This is a genomic window from Streptomyces sp. NPDC007929, from assembly GCF_042959065.1.
Taxonomy (GTDB): domain Bacteria; phylum Actinomycetota; class Actinomycetes; order Streptomycetales; family Streptomycetaceae; genus Streptomyces.
In genome coordinates, this window is record NZ_JBIBKD010000002.1 from 472,687 (window position 1) to 493,273 (window position 20,587).

16 protein-coding genes are annotated in these 20,587 nt (G+C 71.2%); 4 read left to right on the forward strand and 12 right to left on the reverse strand.

Going from position 1 to position 20,587, the window contains the following annotated elements:
• Nucleotides 1-7: 7 nt before the first annotated feature.
• On the reverse strand, nucleotides 8-3,319 hold the full coding sequence (locus ACFZDE_RS06970) for a S8 family serine peptidase (RefSeq protein ID WP_391198115.1): 3,312 nt from the start codon (nucleotides 3,317-3,319) through the stop codon (nucleotides 8-10).
• A 224-nt stretch (nucleotides 3,320-3,543) separates the two neighbouring features.
• Between ACFZDE_RS06970 and ACFZDE_RS06975 the strand changes: the two genes are divergently transcribed.
• From ACFZDE_RS06975 to ACFZDE_RS06985, 3 genes are all read left to right on the forward strand, one after another.
• Nucleotides 3,544-4,002 carry an NUDIX domain-containing protein gene (locus tag ACFZDE_RS06975; protein WP_391198118.1) on the forward strand — a complete coding sequence of 153 codons (459 nt, stop codon included), beginning with the start codon at nucleotides 3,544-3,546 and terminating at the stop codon, nucleotides 4,000-4,002.
• A gap of 254 nt (nucleotides 4,003-4,256) precedes the next feature.
• Complete coding sequence (locus ACFZDE_RS06980; protein WP_391198121.1) at nucleotides 4,257-6,014, forward strand: TIGR03767 family metallophosphoesterase; 1,758 nt, start codon at nucleotides 4,257-4,259, stop codon at nucleotides 6,012-6,014.
• A gap of 101 nt (nucleotides 6,015-6,115) precedes the next feature.
• A complete protein-coding gene (locus ACFZDE_RS06985; RefSeq protein ID WP_391198123.1) occupies nucleotides 6,116-7,258 on the forward strand; it encodes a serine hydrolase in 1,143 nt (380 codons plus the stop codon).
• A gap of 271 nt (nucleotides 7,259-7,529) precedes the next feature.
• On the opposite strand, the gene ACFZDE_RS06990 is transcribed toward ACFZDE_RS06985, so the two are convergent.
• Both ACFZDE_RS06990 and pepN read right to left on the reverse strand, forming a co-directional pair.
• Nucleotides 7,530-8,570 carry a hypothetical protein gene (locus tag ACFZDE_RS06990; protein WP_391198126.1) on the reverse strand — a complete coding sequence of 347 codons (1,041 nt, stop codon included), beginning with the start codon at nucleotides 8,568-8,570 and terminating at the stop codon, nucleotides 7,530-7,532.
• 196 nt (nucleotides 8,571-8,766) lie between these two features.
• Nucleotides 8,767-11,346 (reverse strand): aminopeptidase N, encoded by a 2,580-nt coding sequence (gene pepN / locus ACFZDE_RS06995; RefSeq protein WP_391198128.1) that lies wholly within the window; start codon nucleotides 11,344-11,346, stop codon nucleotides 8,767-8,769.
• 137 nt (nucleotides 11,347-11,483) lie between these two features.
• On the opposite strand from pepN, the gene ACFZDE_RS07000 reads away from it, so the two are divergent.
• Nucleotides 11,484-12,122, forward strand: coding sequence for a DsbA family protein (locus ACFZDE_RS07000; protein WP_391198131.1), 639 nt, complete (start codon nucleotides 11,484-11,486; stop codon nucleotides 12,120-12,122).
• Nucleotides 12,123-12,125: 3 nt separating this feature from the next.
• Here ACFZDE_RS07000 and ACFZDE_RS07005 read toward each other — a convergent pair whose 3' ends face one another.
• The 9 genes from ACFZDE_RS07005 to ACFZDE_RS07045 are packed head-to-tail and all read right to left on the reverse strand — an operon-like array spanning nucleotide 12,126 to nucleotide 20,587.
• A complete protein-coding gene (locus ACFZDE_RS07005; RefSeq protein ID WP_391006017.1) occupies nucleotides 12,126-12,353 on the reverse strand; it encodes a hypothetical protein in 228 nt (75 codons plus the stop codon).
• On the reverse strand, nucleotides 12,353-13,402 hold the full coding sequence (locus tag ACFZDE_RS07010; RefSeq protein WP_391198132.1) for a glycerophosphodiester phosphodiesterase family protein: 1,050 nt from the start codon (nucleotides 13,400-13,402) through the stop codon (nucleotides 12,353-12,355). Before ACFZDE_RS07010 ends, ACFZDE_RS07005 begins: the two co-directional genes overlap by 1 nt.
• A 42-nt stretch (nucleotides 13,403-13,444) precedes the next feature.
• Nucleotides 13,445-14,869: an FGGY family carbohydrate kinase gene (locus ACFZDE_RS07015; protein ID WP_391198134.1), complete on the reverse strand. Its 1,425-nt coding sequence runs from the start codon at nucleotides 14,867-14,869 to the stop codon at nucleotides 13,445-13,447.
• 12 nt (nucleotides 14,870-14,881) lie between these two features.
• A complete protein-coding gene (locus ACFZDE_RS07020) occupies nucleotides 14,882-15,913 on the reverse strand; it encodes an NAD(P)-dependent oxidoreductase (protein WP_391198136.1) in 1,032 nt (343 codons plus the stop codon).
• Nucleotides 15,910-16,995 carry an ATP-binding cassette domain-containing protein gene (locus ACFZDE_RS07025; protein WP_391198138.1) on the reverse strand — a complete coding sequence of 362 codons (1,086 nt, stop codon included), beginning with the start codon at nucleotides 16,993-16,995 and terminating at the stop codon, nucleotides 15,910-15,912. Before ACFZDE_RS07025 ends, ACFZDE_RS07020 begins: the two co-directional genes overlap by 4 nt.
• Nucleotides 16,973-17,800, reverse strand: coding sequence for a DeoR family transcriptional regulator (locus ACFZDE_RS07030; RefSeq protein ID WP_391006032.1), 828 nt, complete (start codon nucleotides 17,798-17,800; stop codon nucleotides 16,973-16,975). Before ACFZDE_RS07030 ends, ACFZDE_RS07025 begins: the two co-directional genes overlap by 23 nt.
• Nucleotides 17,797-18,891, reverse strand: coding sequence for an ATP-binding cassette domain-containing protein (locus ACFZDE_RS07035; protein WP_391198140.1), 1,095 nt, complete (start codon nucleotides 18,889-18,891; stop codon nucleotides 17,797-17,799). Before ACFZDE_RS07035 ends, ACFZDE_RS07030 begins: the two co-directional genes overlap by 4 nt.
• Nucleotides 18,888-19,712, reverse strand: a complete 825-nt coding sequence (locus ACFZDE_RS07040) for a carbohydrate ABC transporter permease (protein ID WP_361879197.1) — start codon at nucleotides 19,710-19,712, stop codon at nucleotides 18,888-18,890. The genes ACFZDE_RS07035 and ACFZDE_RS07040 overlap by 4 nt, the downstream gene beginning before the upstream one ends.
• Complete coding sequence (locus ACFZDE_RS07045; protein ID WP_391198143.1) at nucleotides 19,709-20,587, reverse strand: ABC transporter permease subunit; 879 nt, start codon at nucleotides 20,585-20,587, stop codon at nucleotides 19,709-19,711. The genes ACFZDE_RS07040 and ACFZDE_RS07045 overlap by 4 nt, the downstream gene beginning before the upstream one ends.

The following is a 20,587-nucleotide window of genomic DNA, read 5'->3' on the forward strand; positions in this document are numbered from 1 at the left end:
GTTGCCGTTACGGCAGGACCTTCTCGATCTTCACGCTGCCCACGCCCGCGACCGTGCCGCGCGCGTTGACCAGCTGGACCTGGCCGAAGAACTCACGCCCCTCGGGAGCGGCCGCCGCGGCGGTGGCGCTGCCCGAGACCGTGGCGGAGTCGCCCGTGCCGAGCTTCACCGGGGCCGACCCGTCGACGGTGACGCTGCCGAGGGAGGTGGAGAAGAACACGTCCTGGTAGTCGTACTCCGTGGTGCCGGCGGGCACCGAGTACCCGTCGACCTCGATGGTGTACGTCCCGGCGGCGGGGGACGGCACGGACACCGACTCCTCCGAGTCGCCGTCGGCGGAGCGGCCGACCTCGGCCCCGGACGCGTCGAACACGACCAGGTCCAGGTCAGCGGCGTTGTCCGAGACACCGCCGATGGCGACGTCAAGCGACGTGGCGCCCGCGGGCACCTCGACCGTGGTGGTCTGCGTCTCGCCCTGCTTGATCGAGGGGCGGTTCACCTTGGCCGAGCCGAGCGGGCCGCCGACGAGCTTGCCGTCGAGCGCGGCGAAGCCGTTCGTCACCTTCCAGGAGGCGGCGGCCGGGGTGCCGACCTTCGCCTCGGGCACGGTCACGGTCTCCGGGTCGAAGGCCGCGCCGAGCACGGCGACGTCCAGCTTGTACGGGTTGTCCAGCAGCGGCGACGTGCGGCGCGACTCGACCTCGATCTCCCAGACACCGGCCTGCGGGTCGGCGTAGGAACGCACGTCCGGGCGGCAGGTGTTGGCCGGGTTGTCGTAGTTCGGGTAGCAGTTGATCGTCGACGTCGGGTCCGCCGGAACACCGTAGGGGTGGATGGAGATGAACCGCGTCTGGCTCTTGTCCTTCAGCCCGCTCATCGCGACCTCGAGGGTCTTCGCGCCCTCGGGGACGGTGACGAAGTAGTGCTGGGTGCTGTTGCGCTGCACCGAGCTCTTCGCGGAGAAGGTGTGCTTCAGCGGCGCGGAAACCACGACCGTGCTCAGGACCTGGCGGTCGATGCCCTCGGTCCGCGGGTCGTCGACCTCCAGGATCGCGCTCTTGAGGCCCGCGGACTTCGGTGCGGCCTGGACCTTGACGGTCACCGGCTGGTTCAGCGGCAGCTTCACCTCGTCGGAGCCGACGATGCGGAACGTGCCGCCCGCGTTGTTCTCGAAGTGCAGCTCGTGCCGGATCGCCTTGTCGGCGCCGGACGTACGGGTCAGGGTGATCTCGTACGTCTTCTTCTGGCCGGCCTTCAGGCCGCCCTCACGGTCGTAGAGGCCCGTGCCGAAGCCCGGGGTCTTCAGGAACTGGTCGATCGCGGTGTCGACCGGCGCCTTGACCGAGTAGGTGTGGGCGGTGGCGTCGTCGCGGATGGCGTCCCAGGCGTCGGGGATGTTCATCAGGCCCGCGCCCTCCTCGTACGCCTGCACACCCTTGATGTGGTCGGCGGTCGAGGTGAGGGCCGTGCGCAGGGTCGCCGGCGTGAGGTCGATCTTCTTCTGCTTGGCGGCCGAGATCAGCAGCGCCGCGGCGCCGGTGGCCTGCGGGGAGGCCATCGAGGTGCCCTGGAGCATCGAGTAGCCGGCCGGCAGGGTGTAGCCCGCCTCGGCGACCGGGCCGCCCGGCAGCCAGGTCTGCGTGGTGTTGATCGCCGCACCGGGGGCGACCAGGGTCGGCGTGAAGCCGCCGTCCTCACGCGGGCCGCGCGAGGAGAACGGCATCATCGCGTACTTCTTCTTCACGACGGAGCCGTAGTTGGCGGCCCAGGTCTCCTTGGAGACGGACGCGCCGACCGAGATGACCTTGTCGGCCAGGGACGGGTCGCCGATGGTGTTGGCGCCGGGGCCGGAGTTGCCCGCGGAGATCACCAGCTGGACGCCGTAGTCGTCGATGAGGCGCGTGTACAGCTCGCTGCGCGCGTTGTTGCCGTCGTTCAGCGCGGGCAGGCCGCCGATCGACATGTTGACGATGTCGACGCCGCGCTTGGTGACGAGGTCGATCATGCCCTCGGTCAGCGCGACGTTGGTGCAGCCGCCGGACCAGGTGCAGGCGCGCGAGGAGACCAGCTTGGCGCCGGGGGCGGCGCCGTCCATCCTGCCGCCGAACAGGCCGTTGGCGGCGGTGATGCCGGCGACGTGGGTGCCGTGCTCGGACTCGATGACACCGATGTTCACGAAGTCGGACTTCTTGCCGACCCAGGAGCCGCCCAGCGGGTCCATCGGGACGTCCTTGCGGATCTCCACGACGAACGGCTGCCGCTCGGCGATGTCGGTCTTCGGGTCGTCGGTGCCGAAGTACCCGACCTGGTGGCCGTCCTTGTACGGCTTCATCGGGGCGTCGTCGCCGAAGTCGTTGTTGTTGTTCAGGTCGACCCGGACCGTGCCCGTCTTGGCGTCGTACAGCACGCCCCAGACGTCGGTGGTGTCGCCGTCGCGGTTGGCGTCGCCCTTGGCGTCGCCGCCGGTGGTGTACGACTCCTTGAAGAGGCTGACGGCGTACGAGCCCGCCGGTGCCCTGAACGACTGGCCCTGGTAGGTGAAGGCCGGGCCGGACACGGCCGTGACCATCGGGCGCCAGGTGCTGTCGTTGTCGATGATCGGGTCGGTCGCCGTCACCCAGTCGACGATCTTGCGCTCACCGGTCGTGGTCTTCTGCAGAGCCGGGTGGCCGAGGTCCACGCCGGAGTCGAGGATGCCGATGGTGACGCCGCGGCCGTCCGCCTTCGGGTGGTCCTCGACGAAGTCGACCGCGCCCGTCTCGAAGGACGGGTTGTACGGGTTCTCCGCCGGGGTCTTCTTCCCCGGCGCGGGGTAGGTCCCCTTCGCGGCCTTGGCGCCCTTGACGGTGTCCGCGCTCGGCGTCGGGTCGTCGAGGGGGATCTCCTCGCGCAGGTCGATGCCGTGCACGGAGGACAGCTTGGCGGCGGCGGCGATCGCCGAGTCCGCCTTGGCCGTCGGGACGGTGGCGCGGACGTAGCCCAGCTTGTCGTCGGCCCGGCCCACCGAGCCGCCCTTGACCGCGTCCAGCTGCCCGGCGACCTGCTCGGTCTTGCCGGGCGCGGTGGCGATCATCATCGTGACGGTCTTGTCGCCGTCGGCCTTGGCCTCCGCGAGCAGGTCAGCGTCGTCCGAACCGAGCTTGGCGTGCGCGGACTTGACGCTCGGCTCGGCCGGGGCGTCCGTGCCCGGCCCGTCGGCGGAGAAGGCCATCGGGATCGGCCCGGCCGCCGAGAGCGCGGCCACGAGACCGGCGGCCACGGCGATGCGGGCCACACGTCTCGCGCCCGATATCTGATCGCGCGGGGTGGGAGGGGTCATCGGCATCCCTTGTAGGTAAAGGAACGAGCGGGAAGCGGCCGGGGCCGATCGGCCCTGGTCGCACACGGTCCGAACGGCAAGCCCGGACGATCGCACAGCCTTGCGCAAGGGGAACTTCTTTGGGGAGGGTTGACCGAAACGAAATCGATGTATGGGGAAAACCCGCGATGGGATTTGTGAGCATCAGTCCCGAAGGTGGGGAAGAAATCGGTTAACGTCCCCAAGTGAGGCAGAAGTTGAGGGTGGCGGCCTACGCCATATGCGTCCGGGACGGACAGATCCTCCTCGCCCGCTCCCCCGCCCAGGACGGCACGCCCGAGTGGGTGCTGCCGGGCGGCGGAATGGAGCACGGCGAGGATCCCTACGACACCGTCCGGCGGGAGGTGGAGGAGGAGACCGGATACCTCATCGAGGTGACCGGACTGCTCGGCGTGGACTCCGCCCACCGCGTCTTCCGCAACGGCTTCGGACCCCCCGTCGACCACCACGGCGTCCGGTTCGTCTACGAGGCCCGGATCATCGGTGGCGAACTGCGCAACGAGGTCAACGGCTCCACCGACCTCGCCGCCTGGCAGGACCTGGACGCCGTGTCCGGGCTGGTGCGGATCTCGATGGTCGACATCGCACTGCGGATGTGGCGCGAGCGCCCGGCCACCGGACGGCTGGCCGACGCCCTGGACTAGGCCCGGCCGTACGCCGGATCCAGGTGCGGTACCCCGGAAGATGAACGCCGCGTGACCGGTTCCCGGCCGGACCCGGAGCGGGCGACGACGCGCAGGGCAGTCCAAGATCCACGTACGGTGATCTGCGCCGCCCGTTGCCGCCTCGTTCACGCGCAGGTCATGCCCGGTGCCAACGATCCAGTACGAGCGGGGCGTTCACGTCGTGAGCGCCCCGCGACCACTGCCGACGCGTTCGCACTCGGGGAGAGAAGCGCATGTCGCGCACACGCTCAGCCGCCGGCTCCGGCCAGGGCATCCACCGTCGTTCCGTCCTCGCCGCCACCGGCGCGGTCGCCCTCTCCGCGGGCGTCGGCCACGCCCTGCGGCCCAGTGACAGCCAGGCCGCCACGGCATCGGAAACCACGCAGGCCGTGGCCGTCTCGTCGCGCCGGGCCCCGGCCGCACCCCTGGCCCCCTACACCAAGGGCACCACCCTGGCGTCCGTCGCCGTCCCGCGCGGCGCCTCCGGCTACCGGCGCCTGGGCGACGGGCCCGGCTGGCAGCGGATCGTCCGCTCCGACCTGGCCGCACCCAAGTCCGGCCGCGCCGGACGCCGTACCGCGCTCGCCGCGTTCGTACAGCTCACCGACCTGCACATCATCGACGCCCAGCACCCGCTGCGCCTGGAGTACCTGCGCGCGGCCGACATCCACGCCTGGCGGCCGCACGAGGCGCTCACGGTGCAGGGCGCGATCGCGCTGGTGGAGCGGATCAACGCGTTGCGCGGCGCCCCCGTCACCGGTGCCCCGCTGCACTTCGCCATGACCACCGGCGACAACACGGACAACAACGCCAAGTCCGAGCTGGACTGGTTCCTGAAGATCATGAGCGGCGGGCGCATCACGCCCAACTCGGGTGACCCGCGCACCTACGAAGGCGTCCAGAACAGCGGCCTCACGCAGTACTGGCAGCCCGACGCCGCCGTCCGCGACACCGACAAGCAGGCCGGATTCCCGCACCTCGACGGCTTCCTGAAGGCCGCCGTCCGGGAGGTCCGCAGCCCCGGCCTCAACCTGCCCTGGTACTCCACCGTCGGCAACCACGACTCCCTGCCGATGGGCTGCTACGCCTCGCACGGCGACTCCTACCTCACCGAACTGGCCGTCGGCGGCAAGAAGCTGATGAACGTGACCGCTGCCGAGGCCCAGCAGCTCCAGGCGCAGATCAAGAAGGCCCGGGACCCCGAGGGCGTGCGCTACCACGACTTCCTCAAGTCCCACGCCCGCTCGATGCGCTCGGTCACCCCCGACGAGAGCCGCGCCCCCTTCACTCCCGCCGAGTACCTCCGGGCCCACCTGGACCCGGCCCACCGCGGCCTCGGCCCGGCCGGTCACGGCTACTCCGCCGCCAACCTGGACGCGGGCACCCAGTACTACTCCTTCCGCGTCTCCGACGACGTCATCGGCATCAGCCTGGACACCACCGACGCGGGCGGCCACTACGAGGGGTCCATCGGCACGGCCCAGCTGAAGTGGCTGGACCGGACCCTGCGGGACAACAAGGACTCCTATGCGGTGATCTTCAGCCATCACACGAGCACCACCATGACGAACCCGCGCAGCGACCCGGCCCGGCCCGACGAACGCCGCCACGACGGCCAAGAGCTCCTCGCCCTGCTCGGCGGCCACCGCAACGTGCTCGCGTGGGTGAACGGCCACATCCACAAGAACGTCGTCACCCCGCACGGCATGTCCGGCGGCGGGTCCTTCTGGGAGATCTCCACGGCGTCCCACGTCGACTTCCCGCAGCTCGCGAGGATCATCGAGCTGACGGACAACAAGGACGGCACGCTCTCCCTGTTCACCACGCTGGTGGAGTCCTCCGCCCCGCACCGCACGGACTTCTCCGACCTCTCCCAGACCGGCCTGGCGGCCCTCTACCGCGAACTGTCCCTCAACGCCCCCGGCGCGAGCACGACCCTCGGCGGCGACCCGGAGGACCGCAACACCGAACTGGTGCTGAAGAAGGGCTGAAAGCAGCTCAACCGCCAGACCCCGGTCAACCCCCGGCAGGGCGGCCGGAGTCCCCTCTCCCGACACAACTCGATATGACGTGACACGGGGAGAGAGGGAGCATGGCGAGACGAGCACGTACGACCGTGACGGCTACGACGGCAGTGGCGGCGGCGCTGGCGACGGCGTTGGTGGCAGCGGCCCCGGCCGGTGCGTCCGGCGACGGACATGATGCGACCCGCGAGGCGATGCGGGCCGCCGTCGCCGACGGCGTCCCGGGCGTGACGGTGACGGTACGGCGGGGCCACGGCACCTGGGCGGCCACGGCCGGTGCCGGCAACCTCGAGACGGGCAAGCCGCGTTCGGCCCGGGACCACTACCGCATCGCCAGCATCACCAAGACGTTCGTCGCCACGGTCGTCCTCCAACTGGAGGCGGAGGGACGGCTGTCGCTGGACGACACGGTGGAGGACTGGCTGCCGGGCCTGGTCCGGGGCAACGGCCACGACGGCCGCCGCATCACGATCCGGCAGCTCCTGAACCACACCAGTGGCATCTTCGACTACCTGGAGGACCCCGGCTTCCAGCAGACGTACATGACCGCGGACGGCTTCATGAAGCACCGCTTCGACGAGGCGGCCCCCGAGGACATGCTCGCCATCGCGATGGGGAACCGGCCGTACTTCGAGCCCGGGGCGTCGTTCGCGTACTCCAACACCAACTACCTGCTGGCCGCGCGGGTGATCGAGAAGGCCACCGGCAACGACTACGGCGACGAGATCGACCGCCGGATCATCGCCCCCCTGCACCTGTCCTCCACGTCGGTCCCCACCACCCGCGTCACCCTGCCCCGGCCCAGCAGCCGCGCCTACTCCAAACTGGCCCTGACGGCCACCGGCCCGACCTACGACGTCACGGAACTGAACCCGCGCCTGGCCTACGGCTCCGGCCAGATGGTCTCCAGCTCGGCCGACCTGACCCGCTTCTACTCGGCCCTGCTCGGCGGCCGACTGCTCCCGCCCGAGCAGCTGAAGGAGATGAAGACGACGGTCGCATCCGGCGCCGGCCGGCGCTACGGCCTGGGACTCGCCGACCGTGAACTCAGCTGCGGCGTCCACGTCTGGGGCCACGACGGCGGCATCACCGGCTCCAGGTCCAGCGCGGTGACGACCGAGAACGGCCGCCACGCCCTGGCCGTCAACTTCAACGGCGACTGGTCGGGACCTCCCGAGGCCGTCCTGGAGGCGGAGTTCTGCGACGGGTAGGCCAACCAGGAGTGCTCGGGGGCGAGTTCGTGGGCGGTGGGATGCGTGGGCATGGTCCACGGCTCTCGTTGTGGCCGATGGGCGCTGCCGCCCGCCGGGCTGCGGTCCTAGGGGGTGTCTGACAAATGCCCGCGGCGTCGCGACGCCCGGCACGCACGCTCGCCGCGTTGCCGAACCGTCCACGTGGCTCCGCCACGAGGACGCTCCGGCGCCTTGCGATCGCACGCACCGGACGCCGCTCCTTCTCCCGCGCTCATTTGTCAGACACCCCCTAGCGGGGCAGCACCACCACGTACGCCGCCGGTTCCCGGTCGGCCGAGGCCATCAGGGCCGTGCGGAGCACCGTCGCCTGTTGCTCCGGGGAGTCGCGGAGCTTGCGCGGTGTGATGTGGACGACCGTGATGCCGAGTCGTTCCAGGTGCTCGCGCTTGCGGGCGTACTCGGACCACAGGGCGTCGTCGTCCTGGCGGGGGGCCCGGGTGTCCAGTTCCAGGGCCACCGCCTGGTCGGGCCAGTACGCGTCCAGGCCGCCGAGGTAGGGGCCGCCGGGCAGGCGCAGGTCGACGTTCCAGACCGGGTCGGGCAGGCCGTACTGGTGGACCATCCGATACAGGCGGTCCTCCGCGCGGGCGCGGCCCTCGGCGAGCAGGGACTCCACCGCGTCCACCACGTGCGGGCGGCTCAGCAGCCGGGCCTGGTTCAGCTCGCGGACCACCGCGGTCGGGTCGCAGTGGGAGCCGCGGACCGCCTCCGTGAGCAGCCGGCGGACGATGCCGGCGTCCTCGAGCCCGGCCACCGCGTCGGCCAGCGCCCGGGCCACCGGCGCCACCGGCACCCCCGTGACCTGCTCGGGTTCGGGCATCACCGGCGTGCGGACGATGCGCACACAGCCCGTGGAGCGCAGCCGCCGCAGCCGGGGGACCAGGACGTCGATGGCGTCCAGGGACGGCAGCGGGGGAGTGGAGGAGAAGCCGTGCAGGGTGAGCGCGGCCAGGCCCGTGATCATCACCTCGGGGTAGGCGGGAGGCTGCGGACGGCCCGCGCCGGGCTGGGCGGGCACTCCGGTGCCGCGTTCCCGCGCCGCGTACATCAGCACCGCGTGCAGCCTCTCCTCACTGGTCGGCGGCCCCGGGTGGAGCAGGACGACGCCGGGCAGGAGCTGCTGCCAGGGGCCTCCCGCGCGGCACTGCTCGTTCGTCTCGGCCGTGGAGACGCCGTGCGAGCGGAGCTGGGCGGCCGTCATCACACGAGGGCGGCCACCGCCGGACAGGTCGTGCAGGGGGCGGGGGGAGAGCGGGGTGTTGTGGGTCATGACCCGCAATTTCCCGCGCTTCGGGCCTTCTTGAACCGCTGTTACAGGTCCGTCGACACATACGGACAATCCAGCACTAAAGGACGGGTGTTCGGATGCCGAAAGCCCCTGGTCCGTTCGGGTGCGGGCCAGGGGTTACGGCTCATCGGGCGTTCGTCTCGTAACGAAGGCGGAACGCCCGAATCTCAGGCCAAAGCTACTGGTCAGCGGCCTCGTCGCACGCCTGTCCACGCAACGCCCGTGCCAGGTCGTCACGGGACTCCAGCACCAGCCGGCGCAGCGCCGGGGCCGCCTCCTTGTGGGCGTCCAGCCAGGCGTCCGTGGCGTCCAGCGTCTCCCGCGACTGCTGGAGCGAGGGGAACAGGCCCTGCACCACGTGCATGCCGATCTGGATCGACCGCTCGGCCCACACCCGCTCGATCGCCGCGAAGTACTTTTCCGCGTACGGCGCGATCAACTCCCGCTGCGAGCCCTGGGAGAAGCCGGAGATGGTCGCCTCGACCATGGCGTTGGACAGCGCGTCCGACTCCACGACCTGCGCCCACGCCTGTGCTTTGACCGCCTCGGACGGGCGGGCGGCCAGACAGCGCACCTGGTGGCGCTTGCCGGAGGCGGTGTCGTCCCGGGTCAGCTCCTCGGCGAGCGCCTTCTCGTCCACGGCCCCGTGCGCGGCCAGCGGCTCCAGGAAGACCCAGCGCAGCTCCTGGTCCAGTTCGAGGCCCTCGACCGCCGCCGTGCCCGCGAGCAGGTCCCGCAGCAGCTCGAAGTCGGCCTCGGCGGCGGCCGTCCGGGCGAAGAAGCGCGCCCAGGCCAGCTGGTGCTCGCTGCCCGGCCCGGCCGCGTACAGCTCGCGCCGGGCGCCCTCGGCGAGCAGCCGGGCGGCGCTCTCGCGCCGGGCGGACGCCGTGTAGTGGGTGACGGCCGAATCGGCCCACGCGTGCAGCATCTGCACCACGCCGATCTCGGACTCGCGCCCGCCGAAGCGCAGCACCAGGTCCACGAAGTCCCGGGCCGGGAGCAGCGCGTCGCGCGTCATGTTCCACAGCGCCGACCAGCACAGGGCACGCGCCAGCGGGTCGGTGATCGCGCCCAGGTGCTCGCGCAGCGTAGCCAGCGAGGTCGCGTCGAAGCGGATCTTGCAGTAGGTCAGGTCGTCGTCGTTGACCAGGACCAGGTCGGGGGCGTCGGCGCCGGCCAGTTCCGCCACGACCGTGCGGGCACCGTCGACGTCGGTCTCCACCCGTGCGTACCGCTCCAGCGCGCCGCCGTCCGTCACCCGGTACAGGCCCACCGCCACCCGGTGCGGGCGCAGCTCGGGGTAGGACTCGGCGGCCTCCTGCACCACCGCCAGCTCCTCGATCCGGCCGTCGGCGGCCAGCAGCACCTGCGGCGTCAGCGCGTTCACCCCGGCCGTCTGGAGCCAGGACCGCGACCAGGCGCTCATGTCCCGCCCGCTGGTCTCCTCCAGCACCGACAGCAGGTCACCGAGGCGCGTGTTGCCGTAGGCGTGCCGCTTGAAGTAGCGCCGGGCACCCTCCAGGAACGCCTCCTCGCCGACGTACGCCACGAGCTGCTTGAGCACCGACGCGCCCTTGGCGTACGTGATGCCGTCGAAGTTGAGCTTGGCGTCCTGGAGGTCGCGGATGTCCGCCGTGATCGGGTGCGTGGAGGGCAGCTGGTCGGCGCGGTAGGCCCAGGCCTTGCGGCGGTTGGCGAAGGTGATCCAGCCGTTGACGAAGCGGGTCGAGCCGACCAGGGCGAACTCGCCCATGAAGTCCGCGAAGGACTCCTTCAGCCACAGGTCGTCCCACCACTCCATGGTGACCAGGTCGCCGAACCACATGTGCGCCATCTCGTGCAGCACGACGTTGGCCCGGCCCTCGTAGGACGCCTGTGTCACCTTCCCACGGAAGATGAACTCCTCGCGGAACGTCACCAGGCCCGGGTTCTCCATCGCCCCCAGGTTGTACTCGGGCACGAACGCCTGGTCGTACTTCCCGAACGGGTACGGGTAGTCGAAGTGGTCGTGGAAGAAGTCCAGCCCCTGCTTGGTGACCAGGAACACGTCGTCGGCGTCGAAGTAGGGCGCGAGGCCCTTGCGGCACAGGGCGCCGAGCGGGATCTCCAGCGTCGTGCCGTCGGCGAACGTCCGCGTGTAGGAGTCCGTCACATAGTGGTACGGGCCCGCCGCCACGCAGGTGATGTACGTCGAGATCGGCTTGGTCTCGGCGAACCGCCACACCCCGTCGGTCTGTTCACCGGCGCCGTTGCTCCACACCGTCCAGCCCTCGGGCGCCCGCACCTCGAAGCGGTAGGGGGCCTTCAGGTCGGGCTGCTCGAAGTTCGCGAAGACCCGGCGCGCGTCGGCCGGCTCGTACTGGGTGTACAGGTACACCTCGCCGTCCTCGGGGTCGACGAAGCGGTGCATGCCCTCGCCGGTGCGGGAGTAGGCGCACTGGGCGTCGACCACCAGCTCGTTGTCCGCGGCCAGGTCCTCCAGGGCGATCCGGCAGCCGTCGAAGACCTCTCCGGGGTCCAGATCACGGCCGTTGAGTGAGACGGCCGTCACACTCGGGGCGATCAGGTCCGCGAAGCTGCTCGCGCCGGGCTCGTTGCAGCGGAAGCGGACCGTCGTGACGGAGCGGAAGGTGCGGGGCCCGTCCCCGGGGTCCTCACCGACCGCGGACCGCAGGTCGAGGGACACCTCGTACCCGTCGACGCTCAGCAGGGCGGCCCGCTCCCGGGCCTCGTCGCGGGACAGATTCTCACCGGGCACGGGCGGCACTCCTCAAGTGTCGTGGGATACGGCTGAACAGGACCGATCCTGCCATGTGCCCCTGACGCGGGGCAGCCGGGAATGACGGGAGCGCGTACCGGCGTTGCCGGAGAAACGGTTTCCTCGTGAGGAGAGACATGTCGGACAAGACCCCCGTCGACTTCTGGTTCGACCCCCTGTGCCCCTGGGCCTGGATGACCTCCCGCTGGGTGCTGGAGGTGGAGAAGGTCAGGGACATCGAGGTGCGCTGGCACGTCATGAGCCTCGCCGTGCTGAACGAGAACCGGCTGGACGAGCTGCCCGAGGAATACCGCGACATGCTGGAGAACAAGGCGTGGGGCCCCGTCCGGGTCGTCATCGCCGCCCAGCAGGAGAAGGGTCCCGAGGTCCTCGGCGACTTCTACACCGCGCTCGGCACCCGCATCCACAACCAGGACGAGGGCCCCGGGAAGAAGACGGTCGCCGCCGCGCTGAAGGACGCCGGCCTGCCCGACTCCCTCATCGACCACTGGGACTCCACCCCGTACGAGCCTCAGCTGCGCGCCTCCCACCAGGAGGGCATCGACAAGGTCGGCCAGGACGTCGGCACCCCGGTCATCGCCGTGCCCGGCCCCGACGGCGAGCAGATCGCCTTCTTCGGCCCGGTCGTCACCCCGGCCCCGCAGGGCGAGGAGGCCGGCCGCCTGTGGGACGGCACCCTCGCCGTGGCCTCGGTCCCCGGCTTCTACGAGATCAAGCGCACCCGCACCAAGGGCCCGGACTTCTCCAACCTGTAGGCCTCACCCGGCGGGGGCGGGCTGGATCCTCAGCTCCTCGGGGAGCAGCCCGTCCTCGCGCCGGTTGAGATAGCGCTGGTACCACCGGCAGCCCGCGGCCGTGCAGCGCCAGTAGTCGTCCACGAAGTGCCCGGCCCCCTTCTCCGCGCGGACCGCCGCCCGCTCGGCGGCGTTGAACATCCGGAACTCCTGCATGGTGCCGCAGGTCCGGCACGCCCGGCTCACCGTCATCAGCTCCTCCTCGCGATCACCGCCAGGTCCGGGAAGTCGGTGACGACCGCATCGACCCCCATGCGGTAGTACAGCGCGTATTCCGCGAACGCGTCCCCGAAATCGTTCGGTCCGCTCCCGCGCCGGAACCGCTCGGGCAGGAACTGGTTCTCCGCGCGGAAGGTGTACGGCCCGATCTTCAGCCCCGCCGCGTGCGCGTCCGCGACGAGGGACGTGCCCGCGACCGAGGACTTGTCCGGCCCGATCCAGTCCGCGTACCCCGCGATGTCCGCCAGCCCCGCCGGCGTCATCATGTCCCGGTAGGTCACCGAGGGCGTGTCGTACGGCCCGCCCGTCGTCCCCAGCGCCTGCCACAGCGGCACGCCCAGCCGCGCGGCCGCGATCCGCTTCAGGCTCGTCGGCTCGAAGGACTGCACGACGCACTCGCGCCGGCCGAGCCGGGAACGGCGGATCACGGCCGCCAGCTTCGGCTCCAGAGGCAGGCCGATCGAACGGAAGTACGTGGGGTGCTTCGTCTCCGGGAAGACCGCGATCGTCCGCCCGTGCTCCCGAGACAGCCGCCGCGCCAGATCCACGACCTCCTGGAAGGTCATGACCTCCTCCCGCCCGTCGAAGACGGTGTTGCGGTTGCGGACCGCGGGCAGCCGCTCCACCGCCCGCAGCGTCTTCAGTTCGGCCAGCGTGAAGTCCTCCGTGAACCAGCCGGTGACGGCCCGCCCGTCGACCGTCTTCGTCGTACGGCGGTCCGCGAACTCCGGCCTGCGGGTCACGTCGGTCGTCTGGGAGATCTCGTTCTCGTGCCGCACCACCAGCACATGGTCCTTCGTGGGCACCAGATCCGGTTCGATCCAGTCGGCCCCGGTCTGCACGGCGTACGTGTACGACGCCGCCGTGTGCTCCGGGCGCCAGCCGGCCGCGCCGCGGTGGCCGATGACGACCGGGCCGCCGCCCGTGCGGGGCGCGGCGCCCGCCGGGGCGGCCGTGGCGACCGTGGTGGCGGCCGTGGACGCGGCCGCCGCGAGCAGGAGGGATCTCCGTCCGAGCTGCATGCGACTCCCCTTGGTCGAGAACACGTTTGGTCTAAGGCACGTTCACTTGCGGGCCCGGTCCCGGGCCTGCGCCAGCCGGTCCAGGTGCTCCGCATAGCCGCCGGTGTAGAACGCGGCCCGCTCCGGGTCCGGCTCGACGACCGCCGTCGGTGTCGTCCACGCCCGCGCGTCCAGCCCGACCCCGTACCGCTCGGCCGCCGCCAGGACCGCGCCCCGGGCGCCGACCTCGCCCTCCACGACCCGCAGCGGCCGCCCGAGCACATCGGCCAGCAGCCGCATCCAGGCCGAGCTGCGGGTGCCGCCGCCGCAGACGGCCAGGCTCCCGGTCAGGCCCGCCGCCTCCAGGCAGTGCCGGGCCGCGTACCCGATGCCCTCACAGGTGGCGCGGACCAGATCGCCCCGGGTCGACTCCAGGGAGACACCGGTCAGTTCGGCGCGCAGCCGCGGTTCCACGAAGGGCGCGCGCTCCCCGGAGGGCGCGAAGTACGGCAGCACCCGGACGCCGTGCGCGCCCGGCGGCGTCCCGGCCAGCAGGCCGTCCACCTCGTCGTGCCGCACTCCGGTCGTCGACAGCACCCAGTCCAGCGCCGCCGTGCCGACCATCGCGGGCATGGCGCGCAGCCAGTGCCCGGGCCGGTCGGTGGAGATGTACAGACCGGCCGGTTCGCCGGTCAGATCGAGTTCGGTGGTGGCGACGAGGCTGGCCAGACAGGTGCCGACGATCAGCAGACCGTCGCCCGGGGACGTCACCCCGGCGCCCAGCGCGCAGGCCGGCAGATCGTAGGGCCCGTTGGCGATCCGGGTCCCCGGCGGCAGGCCCTCGCCCCGTGCCCCGGCGGTGGCGACCGGGTCGCTGACCGGGGCGAGCAGACCCCGGCGGTGCGCCAGCCCCAGCAGTTCGACGACCCGGTTGTCGTACGTCCGGGTCCGCGGGTCCAGGAACGGCATCGACGCGTCCGACACATCCGTCGCCGGGCCCGCCCCCGTCAGCCGCTGGAACACCATGTCCTTGCAGTACAGGGCCGCCTGCGCGGCGTCCAGCGCCTTCGGCTCGTGCCCGTCCAGCCACGCCAGCAGCGGACCCGGGCAGCCCGGGAACATCGCGCTGCCCGTGCGCCGGAACACCGTCTCGAAGGTGCCGTCGGCCAGCCACCGGTCGACCAGTTCGTGCGCCCGCCCGTCCATCCAGGAGGCGGCGGGCCGCACCGGCCGGCCCTCGCCGTCGACCAGCCACACCCCGTCGCCCTGCCCGGTGAGACCGGCCAGCTCCACCGGCTCCGGGACCCGTTCGGTGACCTCCCCGAGCACGGCGACGACCGCCCCGTACACCTCCTCCATGTCCTGCTCGACGACCCCGCCGCGCAGGGAGAGCTCCACCGGGCGGGACGCCACGGCGAGTTCACGGCCCGTGGCGTCGAAGGCCGCCGCCTTGACCATGGACGTGCCCACATCGATACCGACGTACATGCGGCTCTCCTCCTAGGTCAGACAGTGCGCGAGCGGCTCCCCGCGCACCCAGCGGCCCACCTCTTCGGCGGCGATCCGGGCGGCCTTCTCCGCGACCGCCCGCGACGCCCCGCCCAAGTGGGGCGTGAGGACCACGCGTTCGGCCAGCCCCGTCAGCCGGGACTCCACCGGCAGCGGCTCCCGCTCGAAGGTGTCCAGAGCCGCCGCCGACAGCCGCCCGCTCTCCAGCGCGTCACACAGTGCGGCCTCGTCCAGCAGCGGGCCCCGGGCCACGTTCACCACCACCGCGCCCGGCGGCAGCAGCCCCAGCTCCCGGGCGCCGATCAGCCCCCGCGTCTCGGGCGTGAGCCGGGCGTGCAGGGTGATCACCTGCGAGCGGCGCAGCAGGTCGTCGAGCGAGGACACGCGCAGGCCGTGGATCTCGCCGTGCACATACGGGTCGTACACCATCACCCGGGCCCCGAACGCGCACAGCACCCGCGCCACCCGGCTGCCGACGGCCCCGTACCCGACCAGGCCGACGGGCAGGTCCTCCAGCTCCAGTCCGCCGCGCTCGTAGGTGTAGTACGTCGCGCCCTCCCAGCTGCCCCGCCGGGCGAGCGGCTCGTGGGCCTGGGGGATACGGCGCAGGGCGGCCAGCATCATCCCCACGGTGAACTCGGCGGTGGCGGCGGCGTTGCGGCCCGGCGCGAAGCACACCCGCACGTCGTGGTCCTTGGCCGCGTCCAGGTTGACGTTGACCGGCCCGCCCCGGCAGACCACGACCAGCTTCAGATCCGGGCAGGCGGCGAGGACCTTCTCCGTGACCGGGCCCATCTGCGTGACCAGGACCTCCGCCCCGGCCAGCGCCTCGATCACCGCGTCCTCGGCGTCACTGGCCTCCCGCACCTCGGCGACCGGCCCGAACGGCTCCAGCGGCCAGCCCAGTGTCAGCTCCCGGACGTCCACCCGCGCCACCTCGTGCTCCACCGCCCGTGTGATCAGCGACGGCAGGACGAAGTGGTCGCCGGCGGCCACGACACGCACGCTGTTTCCGTCAGTCATCGCAGTAAAGCTCCTGTCTCGGCGTCGAAGACATGGGTGTGCCGGGGGTCGGCGGCGACCCGGACCCGCTCGTCGTGCGCGAGCCGCACCTCGGGTTCGGTGAGGACGACCAGATGCCGTTCGACCCCGTCCAGGGCGAGGGTCGCCAGGCCCGACTCCAGGAGTGGCTCATGGGCGACGACCCGGGCGGGCAGAGTGCCCTCGGCGGTGAGGCGGACGTCCTCGGGCCGGATCCCGACCACCACCTCGCGGCCCTCGTCCACCGGCACGGGCAGGGCGATGCGGACCGTATCGGAGAGCCGGGCGTGGCCGTCGGCGGCGATGCCGGGCAGCAGGGTGATCGCCGGTTCGCCGACGAAGTCCGCCACGAACACGTTGGCCGGACTGTCGTAGATCTCGTAGGGGGTGCCGAGCTGCTGGATGACGCCGTCCTTCATCACGGCGATCCGGTCGGCGAGGGAGAGGGCCTCCTCCTGGTCGTGGGTGACCAGGATCGTGGTGTGCCCCAGGTCCTTCTGGATGCGCTTGAGTTCCCGGCGGGTGGAGTCGCGCTGGGCCGCGTCCAGATGGGAGAGGGGCTCGTCCAGGAGCAGGACGTCCGGTTCCCGGATCAGGGCCCGGGCCAGCGAGACGCGCTGCTTCTGGCCGCTGGAGAGACCGGCCGGGCGGGCGCCGAGCAGCTCGGTCAGGCCGACTCGCTCGGCGATGTCCTTCACCTTGCGCTCGACGTCTCCCCGGGAACCGCGGCCGGCGCCGCGCCTGGCCTTCAGCCCGAACGTCAGGTTCTCCGCGACCGACAGCGGCGGATACAGCGCGTAGTTCTCGAACGCGACCCCGATGTTCCGCCGCTGGGCGGGCCGTTCGACGACCGAGGTCCCGCCGACCAGGATGTCCCCGCCGGTGACGGACTCAAGACCGGCGATCATCCGCAGGGTGGTCGACTTGCCGCACCCCGACGGCCCGAGCAGCCCGAGCAGCTCCCCGGACCGCAGGGTCAGGTCGATCCCGCGGACGGCGTCCACGCAGGGCCGCCCCCGCGACCGGTAGGTCTTTCGCAGCTCACGCAGCTCCAGTCCCGTCATGTTCGCCCTTCATCGCGCAAACCTCGTAACGGACCTTGTGTTCGTCCAGATCCCGCAGTGCCTCCGGTGACGCCCCGTCGTCCACGAGAAGGGTGTCGAAGCGGGACAGCGGGACGACCCGGTGCAGGGCGACCCGGCCGAGCTTGGTGTGGTCGATCAGCAGGACGTTGCGTGCCGCCGCGTCGAGCATCGCCCGCTTCACCGACACGATGTGCTGCTCCTGGTGGTAGGCGTATCCGCCGTGCACCGCCGAGGTCGACGCGAAGCACACGTCCACCCGGAGCTGCTGGACCGCCTCCACGCAGGACACCCCGAGGAACGAGGAGTGCAGCGGGTCGTAGTCGCCGCCCAGCGCCATCAGGTGGATGCCGCGCTGGTCGCTCAGGAGGTTGATGGCCTCCAGGAAGTTGGTGACCACCGTCAGCGGCGTCACCTCGGCCGTGCGCAGCCGCCTGGCTATCTCCAGCGTGGACGTGGAGTCGTCCAGCAGGATCGCCATCCCGGGCTCCACCATCCGCAGCGCGTGCTCGGCGACGGCCGCCTTCTCGGCCCGCATGCTCTTCAGCCGGTACTGCACGTTCGACTCGAAGACCCCGGACGGCTGCGCGGTCACCCCGCCCCGGAACTTCCGTACGATGCCCTGCCGTTCCAGCTCGTCGAGGTCCCGGTGGATGGTCATCAGGCTCACCCCGAACCGCTCGGCGAGCTCCGCCGCCGTCGCCGAGCCGTCGGCCAGCACCTGCTCGGCCATGGCGGCCTGCCGCGCCGCGGGTCCCTGCTGTCCACCACTGCTGTTGCCGCTCATGGCTGTGCCGTCTCTATCCGTCGTCCTGGTCGCTCCGGCCGGTCGGCCTCGAACAGCAGCAGGTTCTCAGGCCGGACCACGAGCCGTACCGGATCGTCCGCACGAAGGCGTGCCGCGTCCGCCCGGGGCGCCACCAGCGACACCCGCTGCTCGCCGGACCCGAGCCGCACGGTGACCTCGACGGACCGGCCGAGCACCTCCGTGACGTAGACGGTCCCGGTCAGTGCGTGGCCCTCGCCGCCGTGCAGGGCGATGTCCCGGGGACGCAGCCCCACCAGCACCTCCGTGCCCGGCGCCGCCCGGGAGCGCACCGGCAGTTCCACACCGCCGTCGGAGCGCACGCCGCTCTCCGTGACCACTCCCGGCAGCAGGTTGATCCGGGGCCGGCCGAAGGCCCGGGCGACCTCGGTGTCGTGGGGCCGGTACCAGATCTCCTCGCGCGTGCCCGTCTGCACGATCCGCCCCTGGCGGATGACCCCGATCCGGTCGCCGAGCGCGAGCGCCTCCACCGAGTCGTGGGTGACGTAGAGGGTGGTGGTGTGCTGCACGGCCCCGATGGCCTTCAGCTCGGCCCGCATCTGCTGGCGGAGCTTGGCGTCGAGGTGGGAGAGCGGCTCGTCGAGCAGGAAGGCCCGGGCGGGGCGGACCAGCACCCGGCCGAGGGCGACCCGCTGCCGCTGGCCGTTGGACAGCTGGCCCACGGGCCGGTCCAGCAGCCCGGAGATACCGAGCAGTTCGGCGATCGCGCCGATCCGCTGCCGGGCCTGGTCGGCGGGCAGCCGGTGCCGGGGCGAGCGCAGCGGCGAGGCGAGGTTGTCGTAGGCCGAGCGGTGCGGGTAGAGGGCGTAGCTCTCGAAGCACATCGCCACGCCCCGGTCGTAGGGTTCGACGCCCCGCATGTCCTCGCCGTCGAGCACGACCGTGCCGGAGTCGGGCTGTTCGAGCCCGGCGACGGTCTTCAGGGTGGTGGTCTTGCCCGCTCCCGAGGGGCCCAGCAGGCAGAAGAACTCGCCTTCTGGCACCCCCAGTTCGAGTGCGTCGAGCGCGAGGGTCCTCCCGTACGCCTTGTGTATGCCGCTCAGCCGGATCATGACTTCACCGCCCCGAACGACAGGCCCCGCACCAGATAGCGCTGGATCGTCAGCGCCAGCAGCAGCGGCGGTACGACGGACACCAGCGCGGCGGCGGCGGTGAGGTTGTACTTGGGCCGGTCCCCGCCGAGGAAGGACAGGGCGCCCACGGTCACCGTCTGCGCCTCGTTGGAGGTGAGGATCAGCGGGAAGACGAAGTTGTTCCACGCGAAGATGAACGCCAGCAGCGACACGGCCGCGATGCCCGGCTTGACCAGCGGCAGCGCCACCTTGAAGAACGCCTGCTTGCGGGTGTAGCCGTCCAGCAGGGCCGCCTGCTCCAGCTCCGGTGTCAGATCGGCGAAGTAGGACCGCATGATCCACACGATCAGCGGCAGCGTGACCAGTTGCAGCACCCACACCATGCCGACGTAGGTGTCGAACAGTCCGAGCTTCTGGTAGAGCACGAACAGCGGGATGATCACGGTGAGTTCGGGTGCGAAACGGAACGACAGCAGGGTGAACATCAGGTTCTCGGAGCCCTTGAACCGCCACCGCGCGGAGGCGTACGCCGCCGGCAGCCCCACGACCAGCGACAGCACGACCGCCCCGACCGACACCACCAGGCTGTTGACGAAGAACCGCACGAACGGGATGCCCTCGCTGTCGCCGAGGACCGTCCGGTAGCCGTCGAGGGTGGGGGAGAAGGAGAAGTAGGTGGAGAAGAGCTGGTCGGCCGGTTTCAGCGAGAGGATCACCATCCAGGCGATCGGGAACAGCGCGAAGACGAAGTAGAGGACGAGGGCGGCGTCGCAGACCCACCCCACCAGGCGTTTTCTCACGAGGACACCTCCGCGGCCTTCCGCTGGATCTTCCCCAGGTGTTTCACCAGCACCATCGCGGCCAGGTACACCACGGCCCACAGCACGATCGTGTAGCTGATCCCGAAGGAGTAGCGCTGGAAGCGGATGGCCTCCAGGTACGCCCGGATCTGGAGCACGACGGTCGAGTCGCCCGGCCCGCCTTCGGTGAGCGCGTAAATGATGTCGAACACCTTCAGCGAGTCCATGAACCGGAAGATCACCGCGACCAGGACGTACGGCCACAGCATCGGCAGCGTCAGGCGCCGGAAGGTGTACCACCACCCCGCGCCGTCCACGGCCGCCGCCTCGAACGGGGAGGTGGGCAGCGACCGCAGACCGGCGAGGGCGAGGATCGCCACGAACGGGGTGTAGACCCAGACGTCCACGGCGATCGACGACAGCAGGGCGCCCGTCGGGGTGTCGGTCCACTGCACCCCGCCGAGCCCGAAGGGCCGCAACAGGTGGTTGATCACCCCGACGGACGGCTGGAGCATCAGCTTCCAGATGATCGCCGCGATCACCGGGGCGATCATCAGCGGCAGGATCAGGATCTTCTCCAGGACCCGGCCCAGCAGGGACGAGCGGTGCAGGAGCAGGGCGACGGCCACCCCGAGCACGGTCTCCGTCAGGGCCGCCCCGACCGCGTACAGCACCGTCACCCAGGCCGAGTTCCAGAACGCCTCCTGAGTGAAGACGGCGCTGTAGTTCTCGAAGCGCACCATGTCCGGCTGCGGTTTGCTCGCCGAGAAGTCGAACAGCGTGTAGTACAGCCCGAGCCCGAACGGGTAGAGGATCCCGCAGGTCAGCAGCAGAGCCGGGACGATCAGGAGGTACGGCCGCAGCGCGAGCCGCAT